At 35.6% G+C, this 15,919-nt stretch carries 14 protein-coding genes; 2 read left to right on the top strand and 12 right to left on the bottom strand.

Going from position 1 to position 15,919, the window contains the following annotated elements; all coding sequences use genetic code 11:
• The 8 genes from ASG38_RS18240 to ASG38_RS04660 form a co-directional block, all read right to left on the bottom strand.
• A partial coding sequence (locus ASG38_RS18240) for a hypothetical protein (protein WP_235498565.1) occupies positions 1–222 on the bottom strand: 222 nt, incomplete at its 3' end.
• 6 nt (positions 223–228) lie between these two features.
• On the bottom strand, positions 229–696 hold the full coding sequence (locus ASG38_RS04690; RefSeq protein WP_157486041.1) for a hypothetical protein: 468 nt from the start codon (positions 694–696) through the stop codon (positions 229–231).
• Between the two features lie 311 nt (positions 697–1,007).
• Entirely contained in the window at positions 1,008–1,661 is a 654-nt protein-coding gene (locus ASG38_RS04685) for a response regulator (RefSeq protein WP_056067638.1), read from the bottom strand.
• 9 nt (positions 1,662–1,670) lie between these two features.
• A complete protein-coding gene (locus ASG38_RS04680) occupies positions 1,671–3,683 on the bottom strand; it encodes a tetratricopeptide repeat protein (RefSeq protein WP_082482155.1) in 2,013 nt (670 codons plus the stop codon).
• A 242-nt stretch (positions 3,684–3,925) separates the two neighbouring features.
• Complete coding sequence (locus ASG38_RS04675) at positions 3,926–4,192, bottom strand: hypothetical protein (protein WP_157486039.1); 267 nt, start codon at positions 4,190–4,192, stop codon at positions 3,926–3,928.
• A gap of 310 nt (positions 4,193–4,502) precedes the next feature.
• A complete protein-coding gene (locus tag ASG38_RS04670; protein ID WP_056067634.1) occupies positions 4,503–5,312 on the bottom strand; it encodes a LytTR family DNA-binding domain-containing protein in 810 nt (269 codons plus the stop codon).
• A gap of 411 nt (positions 5,313–5,723) precedes the next feature.
• Positions 5,724–7,265, bottom strand: coding sequence for a glycine--tRNA ligase (locus ASG38_RS04665; RefSeq protein WP_056067632.1), 1,542 nt, complete (start codon positions 7,263–7,265; stop codon positions 5,724–5,726).
• A gap of 63 nt (positions 7,266–7,328) precedes the next feature.
• Complete coding sequence (locus ASG38_RS04660; RefSeq protein ID WP_157486037.1) at positions 7,329–8,192, bottom strand: hypothetical protein; 864 nt, start codon at positions 8,190–8,192, stop codon at positions 7,329–7,331.
• 249 nt (positions 8,193–8,441) lie between these two features.
• Here ASG38_RS04660 and ASG38_RS04655 point away from each other — a divergent pair, with 249 nt between their 5' ends.
• On the top strand, positions 8,442–9,125 hold the full coding sequence (locus ASG38_RS04655; RefSeq protein ID WP_056067628.1) for a ComF family protein: 684 nt from the start codon (positions 8,442–8,444) through the stop codon (positions 9,123–9,125).
• Positions 9,126–9,193: 68 nt separating this feature from the next.
• Positions 9,194–10,792 (top strand): Ig-like domain-containing protein, encoded by a 1,599-nt coding sequence (locus ASG38_RS04650; protein ID WP_056067626.1) that lies wholly within the window; start codon positions 9,194–9,196, stop codon positions 10,790–10,792.
• A 2-nt stretch (positions 10,793–10,794) separates the two neighbouring features.
• On the opposite strand, the gene ASG38_RS04645 is transcribed toward ASG38_RS04650, so the two are convergent.
• The 4 genes from ASG38_RS04645 to ASG38_RS04630 all read right to left on the bottom strand — a co-directional run bounded on the left by ASG38_RS04645 (position 10,795) and on the right by ASG38_RS04630 (position 15,914).
• On the bottom strand, positions 10,795–11,556 hold the full coding sequence (locus tag ASG38_RS04645) for an amidohydrolase (protein ID WP_056067624.1): 762 nt from the start codon (positions 11,554–11,556) through the stop codon (positions 10,795–10,797).
• Positions 11,557–11,627: 71 nt separating this feature from the next.
• Complete coding sequence (locus tag ASG38_RS04640; protein WP_056068443.1) at positions 11,628–14,426, bottom strand: GH92 family glycosyl hydrolase; 2,799 nt, start codon at positions 14,424–14,426, stop codon at positions 11,628–11,630.
• A 133-nt stretch (positions 14,427–14,559) separates the two neighbouring features.
• On the bottom strand, positions 14,560–15,321 hold the full coding sequence (locus ASG38_RS04635; RefSeq protein ID WP_056067622.1) for a succinate dehydrogenase/fumarate reductase iron-sulfur subunit: 762 nt from the start codon (positions 15,319–15,321) through the stop codon (positions 14,560–14,562).
• Positions 15,322–15,338: 17 nt separating this feature from the next.
• A complete protein-coding gene (locus tag ASG38_RS04630; protein ID WP_056067619.1) occupies positions 15,339–15,914 on the bottom strand; it encodes a hypothetical protein in 576 nt (191 codons plus the stop codon).
• Between the last annotated feature and the right edge of the window lie 5 nt (positions 15,915–15,919).

The following is a 15,919-nucleotide window of genomic DNA, read 5'->3' as shown; positions in this document are numbered from 1 at the left end:
AGACTTCCCCTTGTTAAAGGCGTCAAATAAAACAAAATACAGTAAAATGATAATAGCCTGAAAAGAATAGCCGTAACCTATCTCTTGATCTAACAATGTAAACTTTCCTAATTGCATATTCTTTTCCAAATTAAAAAGAGATAATATAGTTACTCCTATAAAATTTGATATAATCATATCTACTATAATTGAATAAATTCTCTTTTGTTTAATATTTTCCATATTTGTTTATTTTGATTCTATAATTTCTATCTCAAAATCTCCATTTTTATCAACAGGAAATTTCCCTAATTTTATCGAATAAACCAAACCTTTTTCATCATCTTTCCAAATGGAACTCTTTGTAATCTCAACAAAATCAATTTTCGACACATCTACATCCTTAAACAAATTCTTAATATTCATTTTACTGGATGTATCTTTTTTCGTTTGTTTGAGTGAATCGCAGAATTCTTCATTTACTATAAGACATGTTCCTCCGCCCATGCCCATACCTACTGGAAAACCACATGCAATATGCACTTCAGTTTCAACAAAAGCTACTAATAAATTTACCCCAATAGTAAACTTTTTGCAGGCTATTTTATACGGAGAAACTGTTTCCAACTCTATTTTCTCTTCTAAATAACGATCTTGAGCTTTCATATCATAACTCAAAAATACAATGGCAATAATGCCAAACAATAAATTTTTCATAATTTTGTAATTCAATTAATTAATTGCAGTCATACTTATGTCGTCCAAAACATTCTTTGTATGGCTGCTTTTTTTATGGCTGGTTTATCCTTCTTCCTGTAACATAACAAGCCTCTAAAAGTAACAGGAAGTTCCTGTGTCTGTTCCCGTAAAAGCCAGAATACTTTTTACCCGTGTCACTTCATGGTTGTCAGCCATTTTACCCAACAATTTTGCGTTATTAATATTATTATTTTGTTTAGATGTAAAGCTAATTTAATAATAATTTGATTATTTGTGTAATTTACACAATATTTGTTGGATTTTTTTTCTTATACAAATTTCTGTTTTTTGGCTTCCCTCACAATATCTTCATCATTTCCTTTTTCAATACCAAAGAACTCCTTTATTCTTTGCTTCCGTTTGTCGATAGCACTTAATGAAAGCGGCAGATGTTCCATAAGCCCTTTGCTTTTCATTCCTTGGGCAAGTAAGGAAATCAATTGCATATCAATACTGTCAAGATAAAAATTGCTATCGCTAATTTTTTTCAGTGCTTCTTTCATAGTTTGAGTATAATATCTGTCACCCTGAACAACGGCATCAAAAGCAACAAGAAATTCTTTTGAAGAAAAATCACTCTTTATAAAAATTCCATCAGGACTTGTTTTTTTGTAAATCTGATAAAGCAGAAATTGTTCTGCATGTGAAGTAATAACAATAATTTTGGATTGTGATTGGTATTTACGGATGTAAGGAATCAGGTCTTCCCCTGAATGGATTTCTTTTTCAGGATAAGCAGGCAGGGATAGGTCAAGAAAAATAATATCAAATTGCAAATTCCCAAGAATAAGATTAAAAGCTTCCTGACTTGCGTGGGCACTTTTAAATTCCAATTCGTAACCATGGGTATTGAAAGACAAAATACTCTTGTAGCCTTCAATCATAGCTGGATGGTCATCTATTATAAGTACTAATTGTTTCATACGGTATCTTTATAACGGTATCTTAATCCTTACAATTGTCCCGGCATTGGAGGATAAAATTTCACTACTGCCATTCATTTCTTCTGCCCTGGATCGAATATTTCCAATACCCAATCCTGTAGAATGATCCCTTGTGTCAAACCCAACACCATCATCCTTGATTTCTATATGCAACATTTGATTTTCCTGCACTATATTTACACTTACTTCTTTTGCCGCTGCATGTTTTTTGATATTATGCAAGCTTTCCTGTAGAATTCTGTATATATGCATTTTAACCACTGCATTTGTCGTTTCCCATTTGATTAATTTGGAAAAACGAATATTAATTTTTAAAGACGCCGCATTTGCGACTTCTAAAGCTAAGGATTTTAAAAGTTCCTCATAATCTTTTTTAGGAGAAAAAGTGTCATGACTTAAATCATGGGCTATATTCTTAACTTCTTTCTCAACTTCCTGAATCTGTTCTATTTGACCAATACAATGCCTAATTGTATCCGGATCGGTTCTGTTTTCAAGGACAAAAAGGTTGAATCGGATACTGGCTAACCTATTCATAATTCCATCATGAAGTTCTTTTGCGATACGCTTCTTTTCCTTTTCACGGCCTTCATCGAATTTTTGCTGTTGATCCAGTATGAGTTGATAAATTTCTTCATTAGCCTTTTGTTGTGCTTGTTTTAGCATCAGCTCCTTAGTTTTAGAACGTTGATTTTTGATTACAAAAAGAAGGATTCCAATCATTACAACCAACCCAAAGAAGAAAAGTATGTTTCTGTTTTGTTCGGCCAGTTTGTCTTTTTGTTGAATGATTTCATCGGTTTCATATTCTATTCGTGCAAATTTATCTTTTGATTTTCGTTCAGCACTTTGAAGGCTGTCATTGATTCTTATATATTCTTCAGAATAAATAGATGCTTTTTGTGGCTCAACGATACCAAGTTGTTTTAAGGAGGCTAAAATGGCCCTTGAATTTTGTATTTCTCTTGAACCTTCTAATGCTTCTCTCGCAAATCCCCTAGCTTTAATAGAATCTCCTTTTTCATAATAATATTCCGATAAATGAATTTTGCTATTAACTATTCCTATTCCAATATCTAAACTATCTCTTATCCTTAATGATTTATAAAAAAGACCTGGTAATTGTGAATAATCTTTGAGTTTAAACTTAGAATAAGCCAGATTATCTAACAATATACCATATAAAGAAGGCTTATAAACTATTAAACTTTTATCTTTTAATGCTTCTTCATAGGTTTCTATGGCTTTCTTGTACTTTTTTTGATTCTGATATACATTCCCAATATTGTTTAATGAGCTCGACACTTCATTAAAATTTTTGAGGTTATTTTCTTTCGCTAAAGTCAATGCTTTCGTATGGTACTCTAACGATTTTTCGTAGTCTTTAAGTTCATTAGATACAAATCCTAAAATATTATAAGCCTCATATATTTTGGATTTTTCTTGGGTATCTCGCAGAACATTTAACGCTTTTATTGCTGAAAGCTCACTCCCTAAAAAATCATTTTCATATCCCTGGGCAGTGGCCATACTAATAAAGACTCCTCCTAAATTAACTTTGTCATTTTTTTTCTGATAAATTTTTTCTGCTTTCGTATAATATAAAAAGGCACTGTCCTTCTTCACAGTGCATGCGTAATAATCTCCAATATAGGTATAGGCTCTAGCTATATTCAAAGTATCATTCTCATTTTTTGATCTTTCTGCAATAATTTTGGAGACTTTCCAATACTCCACGAAATTATTCATGTTATAATACCTATTTGCAACTTTAAAAAGATTTACCCTATTTAAAGAATCATTTTCCTGATTGATTAAAATAGCAAATGCTTTTTTATTATAGGACAATCTATCCTCGTAAGGAATTGTGTCTTCATTTGCTAAGGTCAAATAAGTAAAAAGTGTATCTGAAATGCTTTTTTCAGAAAATTTTTCTTTTTTCTTTGAGCACCCAAGAAGTAACAGACCAATGACGAAAAAGAGAAAGGAGTATTTTTTCAATAGTCTAAAAGTTTGTTTCTAAAAATAGTAAATCTATTGACACAAAAAAAAGCCTTTGATAAATTAGCAATACATGAAGTTTCAAACTCTAGTGAATGGCTTTTTAATGTTGACTAGCAAAGCTAGAAATATTCAAAGAATTATAAGCTTTCTTCAAAATAATATTGAAAAAACAATCCATTATGGACATAAAAAAAGACTGACAATTAATTGCCAGCCTTTTTTATTATATTCCTAATCTATTAGATGTCTGATTTCTTTCTAACTTCTAAACTTTCAATTGAATTATTACTATAATTGGTTTTAGAATTTTCAATTTTAGTAATAAAAACATTATCTAATTTTCTGTTTCCGTCACTTGTTTTACTACCTCCTATTTGAGTAGCTCCTCCACTACCTCCTGTGTCTCCAGTTTCAGCAACCATATTTTGCGTTGTAGTTTCAGTTGTAGTAAAAGAAGTCAATACAACTAAAGAGAATAATCCGAATGTTAAAATAGCTTTTTTCATGATGTTTTTCATTTGTGGTTTAATGAATTATGTGTAAGATTTGTTCTTGAAATTAGGGTCTGTGATGTTTGATTTTCACGATGTAAAAGTACTGTGCAACTGATAGTTATCGTAGTATTTACGGGTCTGTATTGCGGAATGGTGTTGTTTGTTAGTGAATGATACTATTTTGATAGTGGATGCATGGTTTTTGGAAGTTTTTTGATCTTTGCAGCAAAAAGACAAGAAATACAGACCTAATTCCCTGAAAATATTGGGAATGAGGAATTAAAAAAAATAGTAGAAACAGAAAAACTTTAGGGCAGTCTTATTAAATTTCCAAATAGCCCGAACTGGAGATTACGGCTATAATTTGGTCGATATTGCCTTTATAGGATTTAGAGAATGGCAGTTTTGTGGTAGTATTTTTAATATAGCAGACTGCATTTCCGGTGTGGATTCTTGAAATATAATGGATATTGACAATATAACTATTATGAATTCTGTAAAACTGCGATGGAAGTACATTTTCAAAATGCTTTAGGGTCTTAAAGGCAGTTATCATCTCACCATTGTTGAGATGGATATCTGTAGAATTATTATCGGCCTGGAAATACTGGATGTCTTTAGCATTTATAAATCGATAATCGCCGTAGGATTTTATACAAATAGTAAGCTCTTCCGGGTCTTTTTTAACCGGATGGTCATTATCTACAAAAAAAGGCTTCTGTTCTGGCTCCCGGGGAGAACTGACAGTAGTCGAAGGAGTTGACTTTTCAAACTTTAGTATTGTTTTCCGAAAATCGTTCAACTCAAATGGAGCTACCAGATAATCAAAAACCTCATGTTTGATGGCTTCCAAAGCCAGATTACCATTTTTTGCCGTAACAACTATTTTTGGTATTTCCTTGAGATAGCGATACAGCTCATTAATAAGCGAAAGTGAAAGCTTGCTGCTTTTGTCTTTTGGGTCTATTTCCAAAAAAACCAATTGGGGCTGATGTTCTAAAATACAGTTTAAGCCATCGTCATAGTTATTCGCAGATGCAGCCAAACGAAAGTTTTGAAATCCATCAGCAAGGCCTTGGATATTCAAAACATTCTCTTGATTATCGTTAATGATAACGTACGAATAACTCATCAATAGCTTGTAACAAAATTTGTTTTTGGTAGAGCAGCATATAACTGCTTATTTTGTCAGAGCATCGTGATTAAGTCCGTAAATAAATTTTAGACTTGCGGGAATAGTAGTTTTTGGGGCTATTTTAACTATTTTAATCGGCATTCCTTCCCTTAAGGGAATCATTTTCATCATTTTATGACACAAAACATCCAACTAATTTAATTTATTTGGTGCAAAAATAGGATTGTTGTTAATACATTCTTAATTTTTGTTGATATAAAAAGTAAAAGGTGCGAAAAAAACTAAAAATTATTCCGTTTTAAGCGTATTTTCTATAAGGCCTGATTTATTATGTAAAATACAAATTCATGAAAATAAAAAGGCCTCCCCATTCAAGGTCAGCCTTTCTACAAATTTGATAGCTGCTTTTTATATTTTCTGAAGCCAGGTTCTCATCGAAACTTCTTTATTGATAATATCTTTCAATTCAGAAATTTTTACACGGTCCTGCTTCATAGAGTCTCTATGACGAATGGTTACCGTCTTGTCTTCAAGTGATTGGTGGTCTACCGTAATACAGAATGGTGTTCCTAAGGCATCTTGCCTTCTGTAGCGTCTTCCAACAGCATCTTTCTCATCATAGGCTACATTGAAATCCCATTTCAGGTCTTCAATAATTTCCTGTGCCAATTCAGGAAGCCCATCTCTTTTAATTAAAGGCAATACTGCTGCTTTGGTTGGTGCTAAAACAGCCGGTAATCTCAATACTGTTCTCACCGATCCGTCTTCCAGAGTTTCCTCTTTTAAAGAGTTAGAGAATACCGCCAAAAACATCCTGTCAAGTCCTACTGAAGTTTCCACTACATAAGGAACATAGTTCTGATTGGTTTCCGGATCAAAATATTGCAGTTTCCTTCCGGAATGTTCTTCGTGTGCCTTTAAATCAAAGTCTTTTCTTGAATGGATTCCTTCCAATTCTTTAAAACCAAACGGGAAATTAAATTCGATATCGACTGCAGCATTAGCATAATGAGCTAATTTTTCGTGGTCATGGAAACGGTAATTTTCTTTACCAAGACCAAGAGATAGGTGCCAGTTCAAACGGGTAGTTTTCCAGTATTCGTACCACTTCATTTCTTCTCCCGGCTTCACAAAAAACTGCATTTCCATCTGTTCAAATTCTCTCATTCTGAAAATGAACTGTCTGGCAACAATTTCGTTTCGGAAAGCTTTTCCTGTTTGTGCAATTCCGAAAGGAACTTTCATTCTTCCCGATTTTTGTACGTTTAAGAAGTTCACAAAAATTCCCTGGGCTGTTTCGGGGCGAAGATATAGGTCCATTGCATTTTCTGCCGAAGCACCCAATTTTGTACCAAACATCAGGTTGAACTGCTTAACATCTGTCCAGTTTTTAGAACCGGTTTCAGGATCAGCAATTTCCAACTCTTCTATCAGCGCTTTTACGTCTGCCAGATTTTCTGTTTCAAGCGAACGGGCCATACGCTCAAGAATTTCTTTCTTCTTTGCCAAATATTCTACAACTCTGGCATTGGTAGTTATAAATTCCTGCTCGTTAAAAGCATCGCCAAAGCGGGCTCTGGCTTTTTCGATTTCTTTTTTCGCCTTTTGATTGATTTTTTCTACATAATCTTCAATCAAAGTATCAGCACGATATCTTTTTTTGGAATCTTTGTTATCGATCAACGGATCATTAAACGCATCAACGTGCCCTGAAGCTTTCCATGTGGTTGGATGCATCAAAATAGCCGCATCAATCCCTACAATGTTATCGTGCATCTGCACCATTGCCTTCCACCAATATTCGCGGATATTTTTCTTCAGTTCAACACCGTTTTGTGCATAATCATAAACTGCACTTAATCCATCGTAAATTTCGCTTGACGGAAAAATATATCCGTATTCTTTTGCATGCGAAACTATATTTTTAAATAAATCGTCTTGTTTTGCCATAGTGCAAAAATATAAAAAGAGAATGAAAATCGCGGGAAATGCTGTTTTTTTAAACCAGAAAGTTTAAAGAAGATTGAGACTGGTATTTCCTATAAGATGGGCTCCGGAAAATATATTGACAATGTAATTCCCTTTTATGAGATTTTGTTTGTTTGCGTCAACAAAAACGCAAACGTCAACGTCACCTTTATCATAATTGACACTGGTTTTGGCACTGTAAAAAAGTGTCTGGTTTTTAATCTCTATTGAGGCTTTGTTTTTACTTACTATATTGGCTTTGGGATTAATAATCTGGATGAAAATCTCTTTGATTCCTTTTTCAATTCCCATGCTGTCTTCAAGAGTGAAACATACTTTTATCTGCTCTGTGTTTTTTGTCTTTTTGGTTTCCAACATTTTTTCGGATACCGTCCTGGCACCAACAGCGCTCACATTCAAAGCCCTGAGCTTTCGTTTTTCTGCTTTCGTTTCAGAACTTGCCAAAATTTCAGATTCCAGTTGACTGATTTTGTTATGAAGCTTTTCGATTTCTTTTTTATTGCTTTCGAAATCCAGCTGTTTTAGCCTGAGGATATTATTGAGCGTTTCCAGCTGCGTGCTTTTGGTGTATTTCTCTTTTGTTAGTACCGAAATATTCTCTTTCAGCAGGCTAAAATTAGATTTGACCGAATCATCTGTCTGGACTGTTTTATTTTTCAGTTCTTCCAATTCTTTTGTCAATTGCTCATTTTGCTGTAGTGCCGCATCATAACGAATCAATATTTCACTAATCTCATTGTTATGCAGTTTCCTGTCAAGTTCTATTGTGTGGGCCAGATTATCTTTTTCGGTTTTTATGCTATATAATTTTACCGCAAGAGCGGTCACCGTCAAAATAGAAACAATGGCGGTTATATTTATTAAAGAAAATACTGGCTTAAAAGACATAGTTTTTTGAAAAATTTTGGTGAAATTAACCGAACGGCTGTTGTCCACAAAAAATAATCGACCAAAAGTGAATCCATCAGGTTGAACGAACGTTTTTTGAATTATCATTTTCTCCCAATTCTTAAATAAAACTTAAAACACAACGTATCAGAAACTTATAATTAATTCTGTTTTTAAATTTAAAAAACCACAAATGAATTTGTCAAAAAATTCCTTATTTTTAAGCTGTCCATTTACAAACCAAACAGCATGTTTAAAAGCCTATTCAATCTCTTTTTCCCACAAGTATGTCTTGGCTGCGGAACATTTATGCAGCTAAACGAAACTGTAATCTGTACTTCCTGTCGTCATGAACTGCCATTGACAAACCACCATTCTGAAACGGAAAACGAAATCATCAAAAAATTTTACGGCAGAATTCCCATTGAATTTGGAGCTGCAATGTTTTATTTTCACAAAAAAGGAATTGTTCAACAGCTCATCCATAATCTCAAATACCAGAACCATCAGGAAATTGGCACTATGCTGGGCAAATGGTATGGTGAAGAATTGAAATTTTTAGAAATCGTTAAAAACACAGATTTTATTATTCCGGTTCCTCTTCACAAGAAGCGGCTCAAGAAACGGGGTTATAATCAGGTTGAGAAATTTGGACTGGCATTATCATCCCTGCTCAAAGTTCCGTACAACAACTCAATATTATACCGGAACATCTACTCAGACACGCAAACCCAAAAAAGTTTTTTTGGCCGGACCACAATTAAAAAGGACCTGTTTGATGTTGTGTTTTCTGAAATCCATCAGGGCAAACACTTCTTACTGATTGACGATGTCATCACAAGCGGAACTACTATTGAAGCGTGTGCCAAAGCTTTACTCAAAATTCCGGATGCGAAAATCAGTATTGTGGCTATGGCGTATACGCATTCCTAAGAAATAATTTTGCAAAGATTTCGTCAGCTCTAAATATAATTGTTATTTTGTAGATAAATTATTTCCTGATGTTTAGAATCCGATTTGCGTTTTTATATATTATTTTGGCCTTGTCAGTAATAAGTTGTGCAAAAAGAGGCAGCATTACCGGCGGTTTAAAGGACACTCTTCCTCCTGTTATGCGTTCCAGCGTACCAAAAAATTTCAGCACCAATTTCAACGTACAGGAAATCAGGATTACTTTTGACGAATATGTTAAAATCAAGGATGTTAACAAGCAGCTGATTATTTCACCACCAATGAAATATCCGCCAATAGTTTCACCAACCAATGCCAGCAAATACATTTCCATAAAAATCAAGGATACGCTCCAGCCCAATACTACTTACAGCTTTAACTTTGGAAGCAGTATTCAGGATAATAACGAAGGGAATCCCTACCAGCAGTTCAAATATGTGTTTTCCACAGGAAATGCTATCGATTCGCTTTCCATATCAGGCTTTATAAAAGATGCCTACAGCAAAACCGTAGATAATTTTGTCTCAGTAATGTTGTATGAAGTAAATGAAACTTTTACAGATTCGATTGTCTATAAAGAGAATCCTAGATATGTGACAAACACTCTGGACAGCCTGAAGACATTTAAGCTCGAAAATCTAAAAGAAGGTAAATATTTGTTGGTTGCCCTGAAAGACCAGAACAACAATTTCAAATTCAACTCAAATACGGATAAGATTGCTTTCCATAAAGAATTTGTGACTATTCCAAACGACACTTTGTATGAAATGGAATTGTTTAAAGAAATCCTTCCTTTTAAGGCCACTAAACCTTATCAGGCTTCCGGCAATAAAATTGTCGTTCCTTATGTGGGAGATGGTAAAAACGCCACTATTACCTTAAAAAACAACACTGAAAATCTTCCGGTAAGGGTTACTAAATTCCCTAAAAAAGACTCGTTGCAAGTGTGGTTTAATCCTGTAAAAACAGATTCACTGCTTCTTAAAATTGACAAGGAAAAATTCAGCAAAGAGTTTACTGTAAAAATAAAAAACCAGAAGAAGGACACGCTTAGCTTCCAGGCTTCGCAGACCAGCACACTTCATTTCCGCGACCGTTTTACCATTACTTCCAGTATGCCATTGGCTACTATTGACAAATCTAAAATTACCTTAGTAAATAAAGACACGATAGCTGTTCCATTTACTACCGAATATGATGATTTTAACCAGGAGGTAAAGATTGACTTCGAAAAACAACCCTTGGAAACCTATAGGATTACCGCCCTTCCGGGTGCCTTTATTGATTATATGCAAAAAGCGAATGATACTTTATCTTACCGCCTGAAGACCCAGAATATTTCCGAATATGGAAATCTCCGTATACGACTGCAAAATGTCAAACACTATCCTGTTATTGTTGAAATCACCAATTCCAAAGGCGATCTCATTGCTTCAGAGTATTCCGAAGGTAATGATATTATTGATTTCATGGCCCTACAGCCGAATCTTTTTACGCTTCGGGTAATCTATGATGAAAACAAAAACAAGATTTGGGACACTGGTAATTATCTGGAAAAACGACAGGCAGAAGAAGTCGTTTATTATCCAACAGCAATAGATGTCAGGGCCAATTGGGATGTAGATCAAACGGTCAATCTTGGCAATTGACGTTACAGTATTTCAAATGAATCACGGTCATCCAAAAAGGCTAATTTTTGCCTGACTTCGAGCATTTGATTTTTATCGAAATCTACAATAAAAACACCTTCTGATTCCTGAGGTTCAAGTACCGGATTCCCTAAAAAATCCAGCGCTTGTGAATGGCCAATATATTCATGGTTGCTTTCGTCCCATCCTACTCTGTTAACCCCAACCGTGTAGCACATATTTTCAACCGAACGGGCTTTGAGCAAAATATCCCAGGCATTTACGCGTGGTTTTGGCCAGTTTGCAACATAGATAAGCAAATCATAATTCTCTGTGTTTCTTGAAAAAACCGGAAATCGCAGGTCATAGCAAATCAACGGACATATTTTCCAGCCTTTATATTCCACTATTAATTTTTGCTGACCGGAAGTGTAGATTTTTTGCTCTCCGGCCAAAGAAAAGAGATGTCTTTTATCGTAGTATTGCACTTCTCCTGACGGAAAGACAAAAACGAGCCTGTTGTAATAATTGCCGTTTTCTACAATGATAAGGCTTCCTGTTATGGCTGTATTTTTATTTTTTGCCAAATGTTTCAGCCATAAAAGGGTTTCGCCCTGCATTGTTTCGGCAACGTTCTGGGGATTCATCGTAAAACCTGTCGTAAACATTTCAGGAAGAACAATCAAATCTGCTTCATTGATGGAGTTGATTTTTTCTTCAATATAGTTCCGATTGGCTTTTGGGTTTTCCCAAATTAACGGTATTTGAATTAGGGCTGTTTTCATCTTTTTTTATCAGCCATCCTGACCCTGCCAGGGTTTGAAACCCTGGCAGGGTCAGGATGGTCATAGTTGGTTTATTTGATTGTTATTTCATCTATAAAAATAAAAGCATCGCCTCCAAAACCCTGGTGCCATTCGGGAAGCTTTCCGTACTTGTAAGCTTTAATTTTTACGTATCTGGCCTTAGTTTCAGGAATACTGCTTTCAAAAGCGGCAATCTGAACTTCGGTGTTTTTGGCGTCAATTTTGTTTTCGATAGTCTTAACCAGTTTGAAATTATGGTTGTTTTCAGAAGTATAAAATTCAACTTTGGTTGGCATCAATATCCAGGCTCTGGAATCCTGCAGGAATCGCGCAGAAAGCGAAGTCACTTTTTTGCTGTTTTTTAAGTCGATTATGGCTTCAAAATCCTGTCCCTGATAGCCTTGCCAATCTCCTTTTCGCCAGTTTTCGTTTCCAAAGATGCCATCAATCAAACCGCTGTCTCCTCCGGCATGATATTGCGGATTGTATTGCGATTGGATTGTGATTGTGTAATCATTTGGTTTTTTGATAAAGTTAGCGGTAACTATACTGCTGTTTTTTCCATTTCTTTCAGCATATGCCCTAATTGCAGTTGTTTCAGCAACCTCAAATGGCTTTGTGTACTTATTCCATATTGGTTTACCAGAACGCGGTTTTGAAGGGTCTTCTATCATCCAATAAAGGACATCGTTTGGGTTTTGTGAAACGATTTCTATTTTCATTTTATCCTTGAATGACTTACTGTCTGCTTCGATTACGGGAACCGGAGTAATTTCAGGAAAAATTTCTTTTTGAGCTTTTGCCATTACTTCCTTCAAATAGCCTTTGTGTGCTTTTTTTGTAATGGTCAATACCTCATTATTTTCAAAATGAATTTTAACAGTGTCAAAATAAGGCTCTGTAAATGTCCATTCGGCATTTCCCGGTGTTACGGCATACATTCCCATTGAACTCAACACATACCAGGCACTCATTTGCCCGCAGTCTTCATTTCCTATCAATCCGTCAGGTGTATTCTTATAAAACTCATCAAGAATATAACGAACCTTTTCTTTCGTTTTTTCCGGCTTTCCAATAAAATTATACAGATAGGCCATGTGATGGCTCGGTTCATTTCCGTGGGCATATTGACCAATTAATCCGGTAACGTCAACCTGCTCACGTCCTGTCGTCTTGCTTTCGCTGTTGAACATTTCATCCAGTTTGGCTTCAAATTTTTCTTTCCCGCCGTAAGCCTCAATCATTCCCGGAATATCCTGCAAAACAAAAAAAGAATACTGCCAGGAATTACCTTCAGTAAAATTATTATTTACCTCTCTCGGGTCAAAAGGTTTATCCCAACCTCCATTTTTCTTTGGACGCATAAATCCTGTTTTCCAGTCAAAAATGTTTTTCCAGTTTTGTGAGCGTTTTATAAAATACTGATAGTCTTCCTGCCTGTTGAGCATTTTGGCCATTTGTGCAATACACCAGTCATCATAAGCATATTCCACAGTTTTGGAAATACTTTCATGTTCATCATCAATACTGATAAAACCGTTTTTTTTATAGGCATCCAGTCCTAAATGGTCCAACATAGCTGAGTGTTTTGCCGCCTCAAATGCTTTTTCATAATCGAAGCCCTTTATTCCTTTTGCCATGGCATCTGCAATTACCGAAACAGAATGATAGCCAATCATACAATCTGTTTCGTTAGAAGCCAGTTCCCAAACCGGTAATCTGCCCCCCTGTTCGTATTGTTTCAAAAACGTATTGATAAAATCAGCCGTTCGTTTTTTATCGATCAGGGTATATAAAGGATGTGCAGCGCGGAACGTGTCCCAAAGCGAAAAAACGGAATAGTAATCAAATCCTTTTGCAGTGTGTATCTGATTGTCACGACCTCTGTATTTCCCATCTAAATCGTGTGCTATATTAGGCTGCATCATCGTATGGTATAATGCCGTATAGAATATTGCCGTTTTGTTTTTATCTGATGAGGACACTTCAATTTTAGACAGTTCCTTATTCCACAATTTTTCAGCTTCTGTTCTTACTTTTTTAAAGTCCCAGTGGTTTATTTCAGACATATTAAGTTTCGCTCCTTCATAAGAAGTTGGCGAAAGTGATACTTTTACAAGTAATTTTTCTCCCTTTTTAACTTGTTTGGAGAAACTTATCGCCAAAAGGCTGCCTGCAAAAAACCGGTCTGTTACTTTTGCCGGTGCGAAAGCATTATTGTTGACCTTTGTAATGACCATTGGCTGATTGAATTCTATTCTCGAAAACACATATTGGTCACGGGCCCAGGCTTCACTCCTTCTTAAAACTTCAATAGTTTTATTGTCAATAATTCTTACCTCTCCCATAATTAAATGGTCGCGGTGGTTCAGGTCCAGAATAATATTTGCCTGACCGGATTTATTGAAAGTATATTCATGAAACCCTACCCTTGTAGAAGCCGTCAGTGCCACATCAATATCATCATCATCAAGTTTTACGGCATAGAAACCAGCTGCTGCCTTTTCATTGGAATGCGAAAATTTTGAAGAATAAATTTTATTGTCTAAAGATGGCTCTCCCATTGTAGGCATTAGCATGATATCACCAAAATCCGAAACTCCGGTACCATTCAGGTGCGTATGCGAGAAACCGTAAATTACATTATCAGAATAATGATAACCTGAACATCCGTCCCAACTTCCATCTATTCTGGTATCAGGAGAGAGCTGTACCATTCCGAAAGGCACAGTAGCTCCCGGAAAAGTGTGTCCGTGCCCTCCGGTTCCAATCATAGGATTGACGTATTGCTGGTAATTTTGGGCGAATGATAGTGTAGAAATTAATAACAGGAAGGAGAAATATTTCATTGTGTTTGTTTTGTCTTCCAAATATAAGAATATTTCGACAAAGGAATTCTTAACCGGATTTATCTCCCGATTAAAAAGCCATAAAAAAAGGCGCATTTTTAAATGCGCCTTTACTATTTATACTTACAGATTCTTATTTCAAGCTTGCTGCCAAATATTCCCTGTTCATTCTTGCGATGTTCTCCAAAGAAATTCCTTTTGGACATTCTACTTCGCAAGCACCTGTATTGGTACAGTTTCCGAATCCTTCCTCATCCATTTGGCGAACCATGTTCAAAACACGCTGCGTAGCTTCTACCTTACCTTGCGGTAACAGAGCATACTGTGATACTTTTGCACCAACGAAAAGCATAGCAGAACCGTTTTTACAAGTAGCTACACAGGCACCGCATCCAATACAAGCAGCTGCTTCAAAAGCACGGTCTGCATCATGTTTAGGAACTGGCGTTGAATTGGCATCAATAGTGTTTCCTGAAGTATTTACAGAAACGAAACCTCCTGCCTGTTGGATTCTGTCAAATGCACTTCGGTCAACAACCAAATCTTTGATTACCGGAAACGCTTTACTTCTCCATGGTTCCACATAAATTGTATCGTTGTTCTTGAACATACGCATATGCAACTGGCAAGTCGTAATTCCTGTATCCGGACCGTGAGCCCTACCATTGATAAACAGTGAGCACATACCACAGATTCCTTCGCGGCAATCATGGTCAAAAGCTACAGGTTCCTGTCTTTCCGAAACCAATTGTTCGTTCAATTGGTCAAGCATCTCAAGAAAAGAGCTGTCCGTTGAAACATTATCTAATTTATAGGTCTCGATTTTCCCTTTTTCTTTGGCATTTTTCTGACGCCAAATTTTAAGGTTTATGTTTATAAATTTTGAATTGCTCATAATTTTTGTTTTAATACTTAATTTGGTTTATCAGCGTTTTCAAAAGCCTTTGCCGGATCAAGTTTAATTATTTTTGAAGATTCCTTTGCTTTTAGTTCTTTATACTTAGCCAAACCTTTTTCAATATTTTCAGATTTGTCTTCTGTTATTCTTGATTCGTCATATACTATCGCCCAAGAATTTCTAATTTTTCTGGCAAAAAGCTTTTTGTCTGACTTTTTATTCGGATCCAGTTGCTTAAGCGATACAGATGCTATAAATGCTCCCATTTGACCTTGAATATTCAAAACATACACTTTGTTTGCTTCTAAATTTGCTTCCACATAGTCCCTATTCTCTGAAACTGCCCAAAACAAATGTTCTCCTGGCTCACATTCAATAATCAAGTAATCGTCGTTAACCAATGCTCCTAAAAACTTATCGTCTTTGTAAGCCCTGAAATTGACTAAGGCTCCTGCTCCTGACCTAATCAAATACACCAAAGCTTTACCTTCTTTTGGCTTTTGAAAGGGCTGCTTTCCGTTAAGATAGCCTGACTGTCCAAAAACTACTCCCGTAAATAGAATCGAAATTAAAATCAAGAAGTTTTTCACACCGA

The sequence above is a fragment of the Flavobacterium sp. Leaf359 genome (assembly GCF_001423985.1).
Classification (GTDB): domain Bacteria; phylum Bacteroidota; class Bacteroidia; order Flavobacteriales; family Flavobacteriaceae; genus Flavobacterium; species Flavobacterium lindanitolerans.
The sequence above is the reverse complement of the archived record's forward strand: the minus strand, read 5'-3'. Positions and strand labels throughout refer to the sequence as shown.

Coding starts and splice junctions, on each gene's coding strand:
- ASG38_RS04690 (WP_157486041.1), bottom strand. CDS start 696: ATGAAAAATTTATTGTTTGGCATTATTGCCATTGTATTTTTGAGTTAT.
- ASG38_RS04685 (WP_056067638.1), bottom strand. CDS start 1,661: ATGAAACAATTAGTACTTATAATAGATGACCATCCAGCTATGATTGAA.
- ASG38_RS04675 (WP_157486039.1), bottom strand. CDS start 4,192: ATGAAAAAAGCTATTTTAACATTCGGATTATTCTCTTTAGTTGTATTG.
- ASG38_RS04670 (WP_056067634.1), bottom strand. CDS start 5,312: ATGAGTTATTCGTACGTTATCATTAACGATAATCAAGAGAATGTTTTG.
- ASG38_RS04665 (WP_056067632.1), bottom strand. CDS start 7,265: ATGGCAAAACAAGACGATTTATTTAAAAATATAGTTTCGCATGCAAAA.
- ASG38_RS04660 (WP_157486037.1), bottom strand. CDS start 8,192: ATGTCTTTTAAGCCAGTATTTTCTTTAATAAATATAACCGCCATTGTT.
- ASG38_RS04655 (WP_056067628.1), top strand. CDS start 8,442: ATGTTTAAAAGCCTATTCAATCTCTTTTTCCCACAAGTATGTCTTGGC.
- ASG38_RS04650 (WP_056067626.1), top strand. CDS start 9,194: ATGTTTAGAATCCGATTTGCGTTTTTATATATTATTTTGGCCTTGTCA.
- ASG38_RS04645 (WP_056067624.1), bottom strand. CDS start 11,556: ATGAAAACAGCCCTAATTCAAATACCGTTAATTTGGGAAAACCCAAAA.
- ASG38_RS04640 (WP_056068443.1), bottom strand. CDS start 14,426: ATGAAATATTTCTCCTTCCTGTTATTAATTTCTACACTATCATTCGCC.
- ASG38_RS04635 (WP_056067622.1), bottom strand. CDS start 15,321: ATGAGCAATTCAAAATTTATAAACATAAACCTTAAAATTTGGCGTCAG.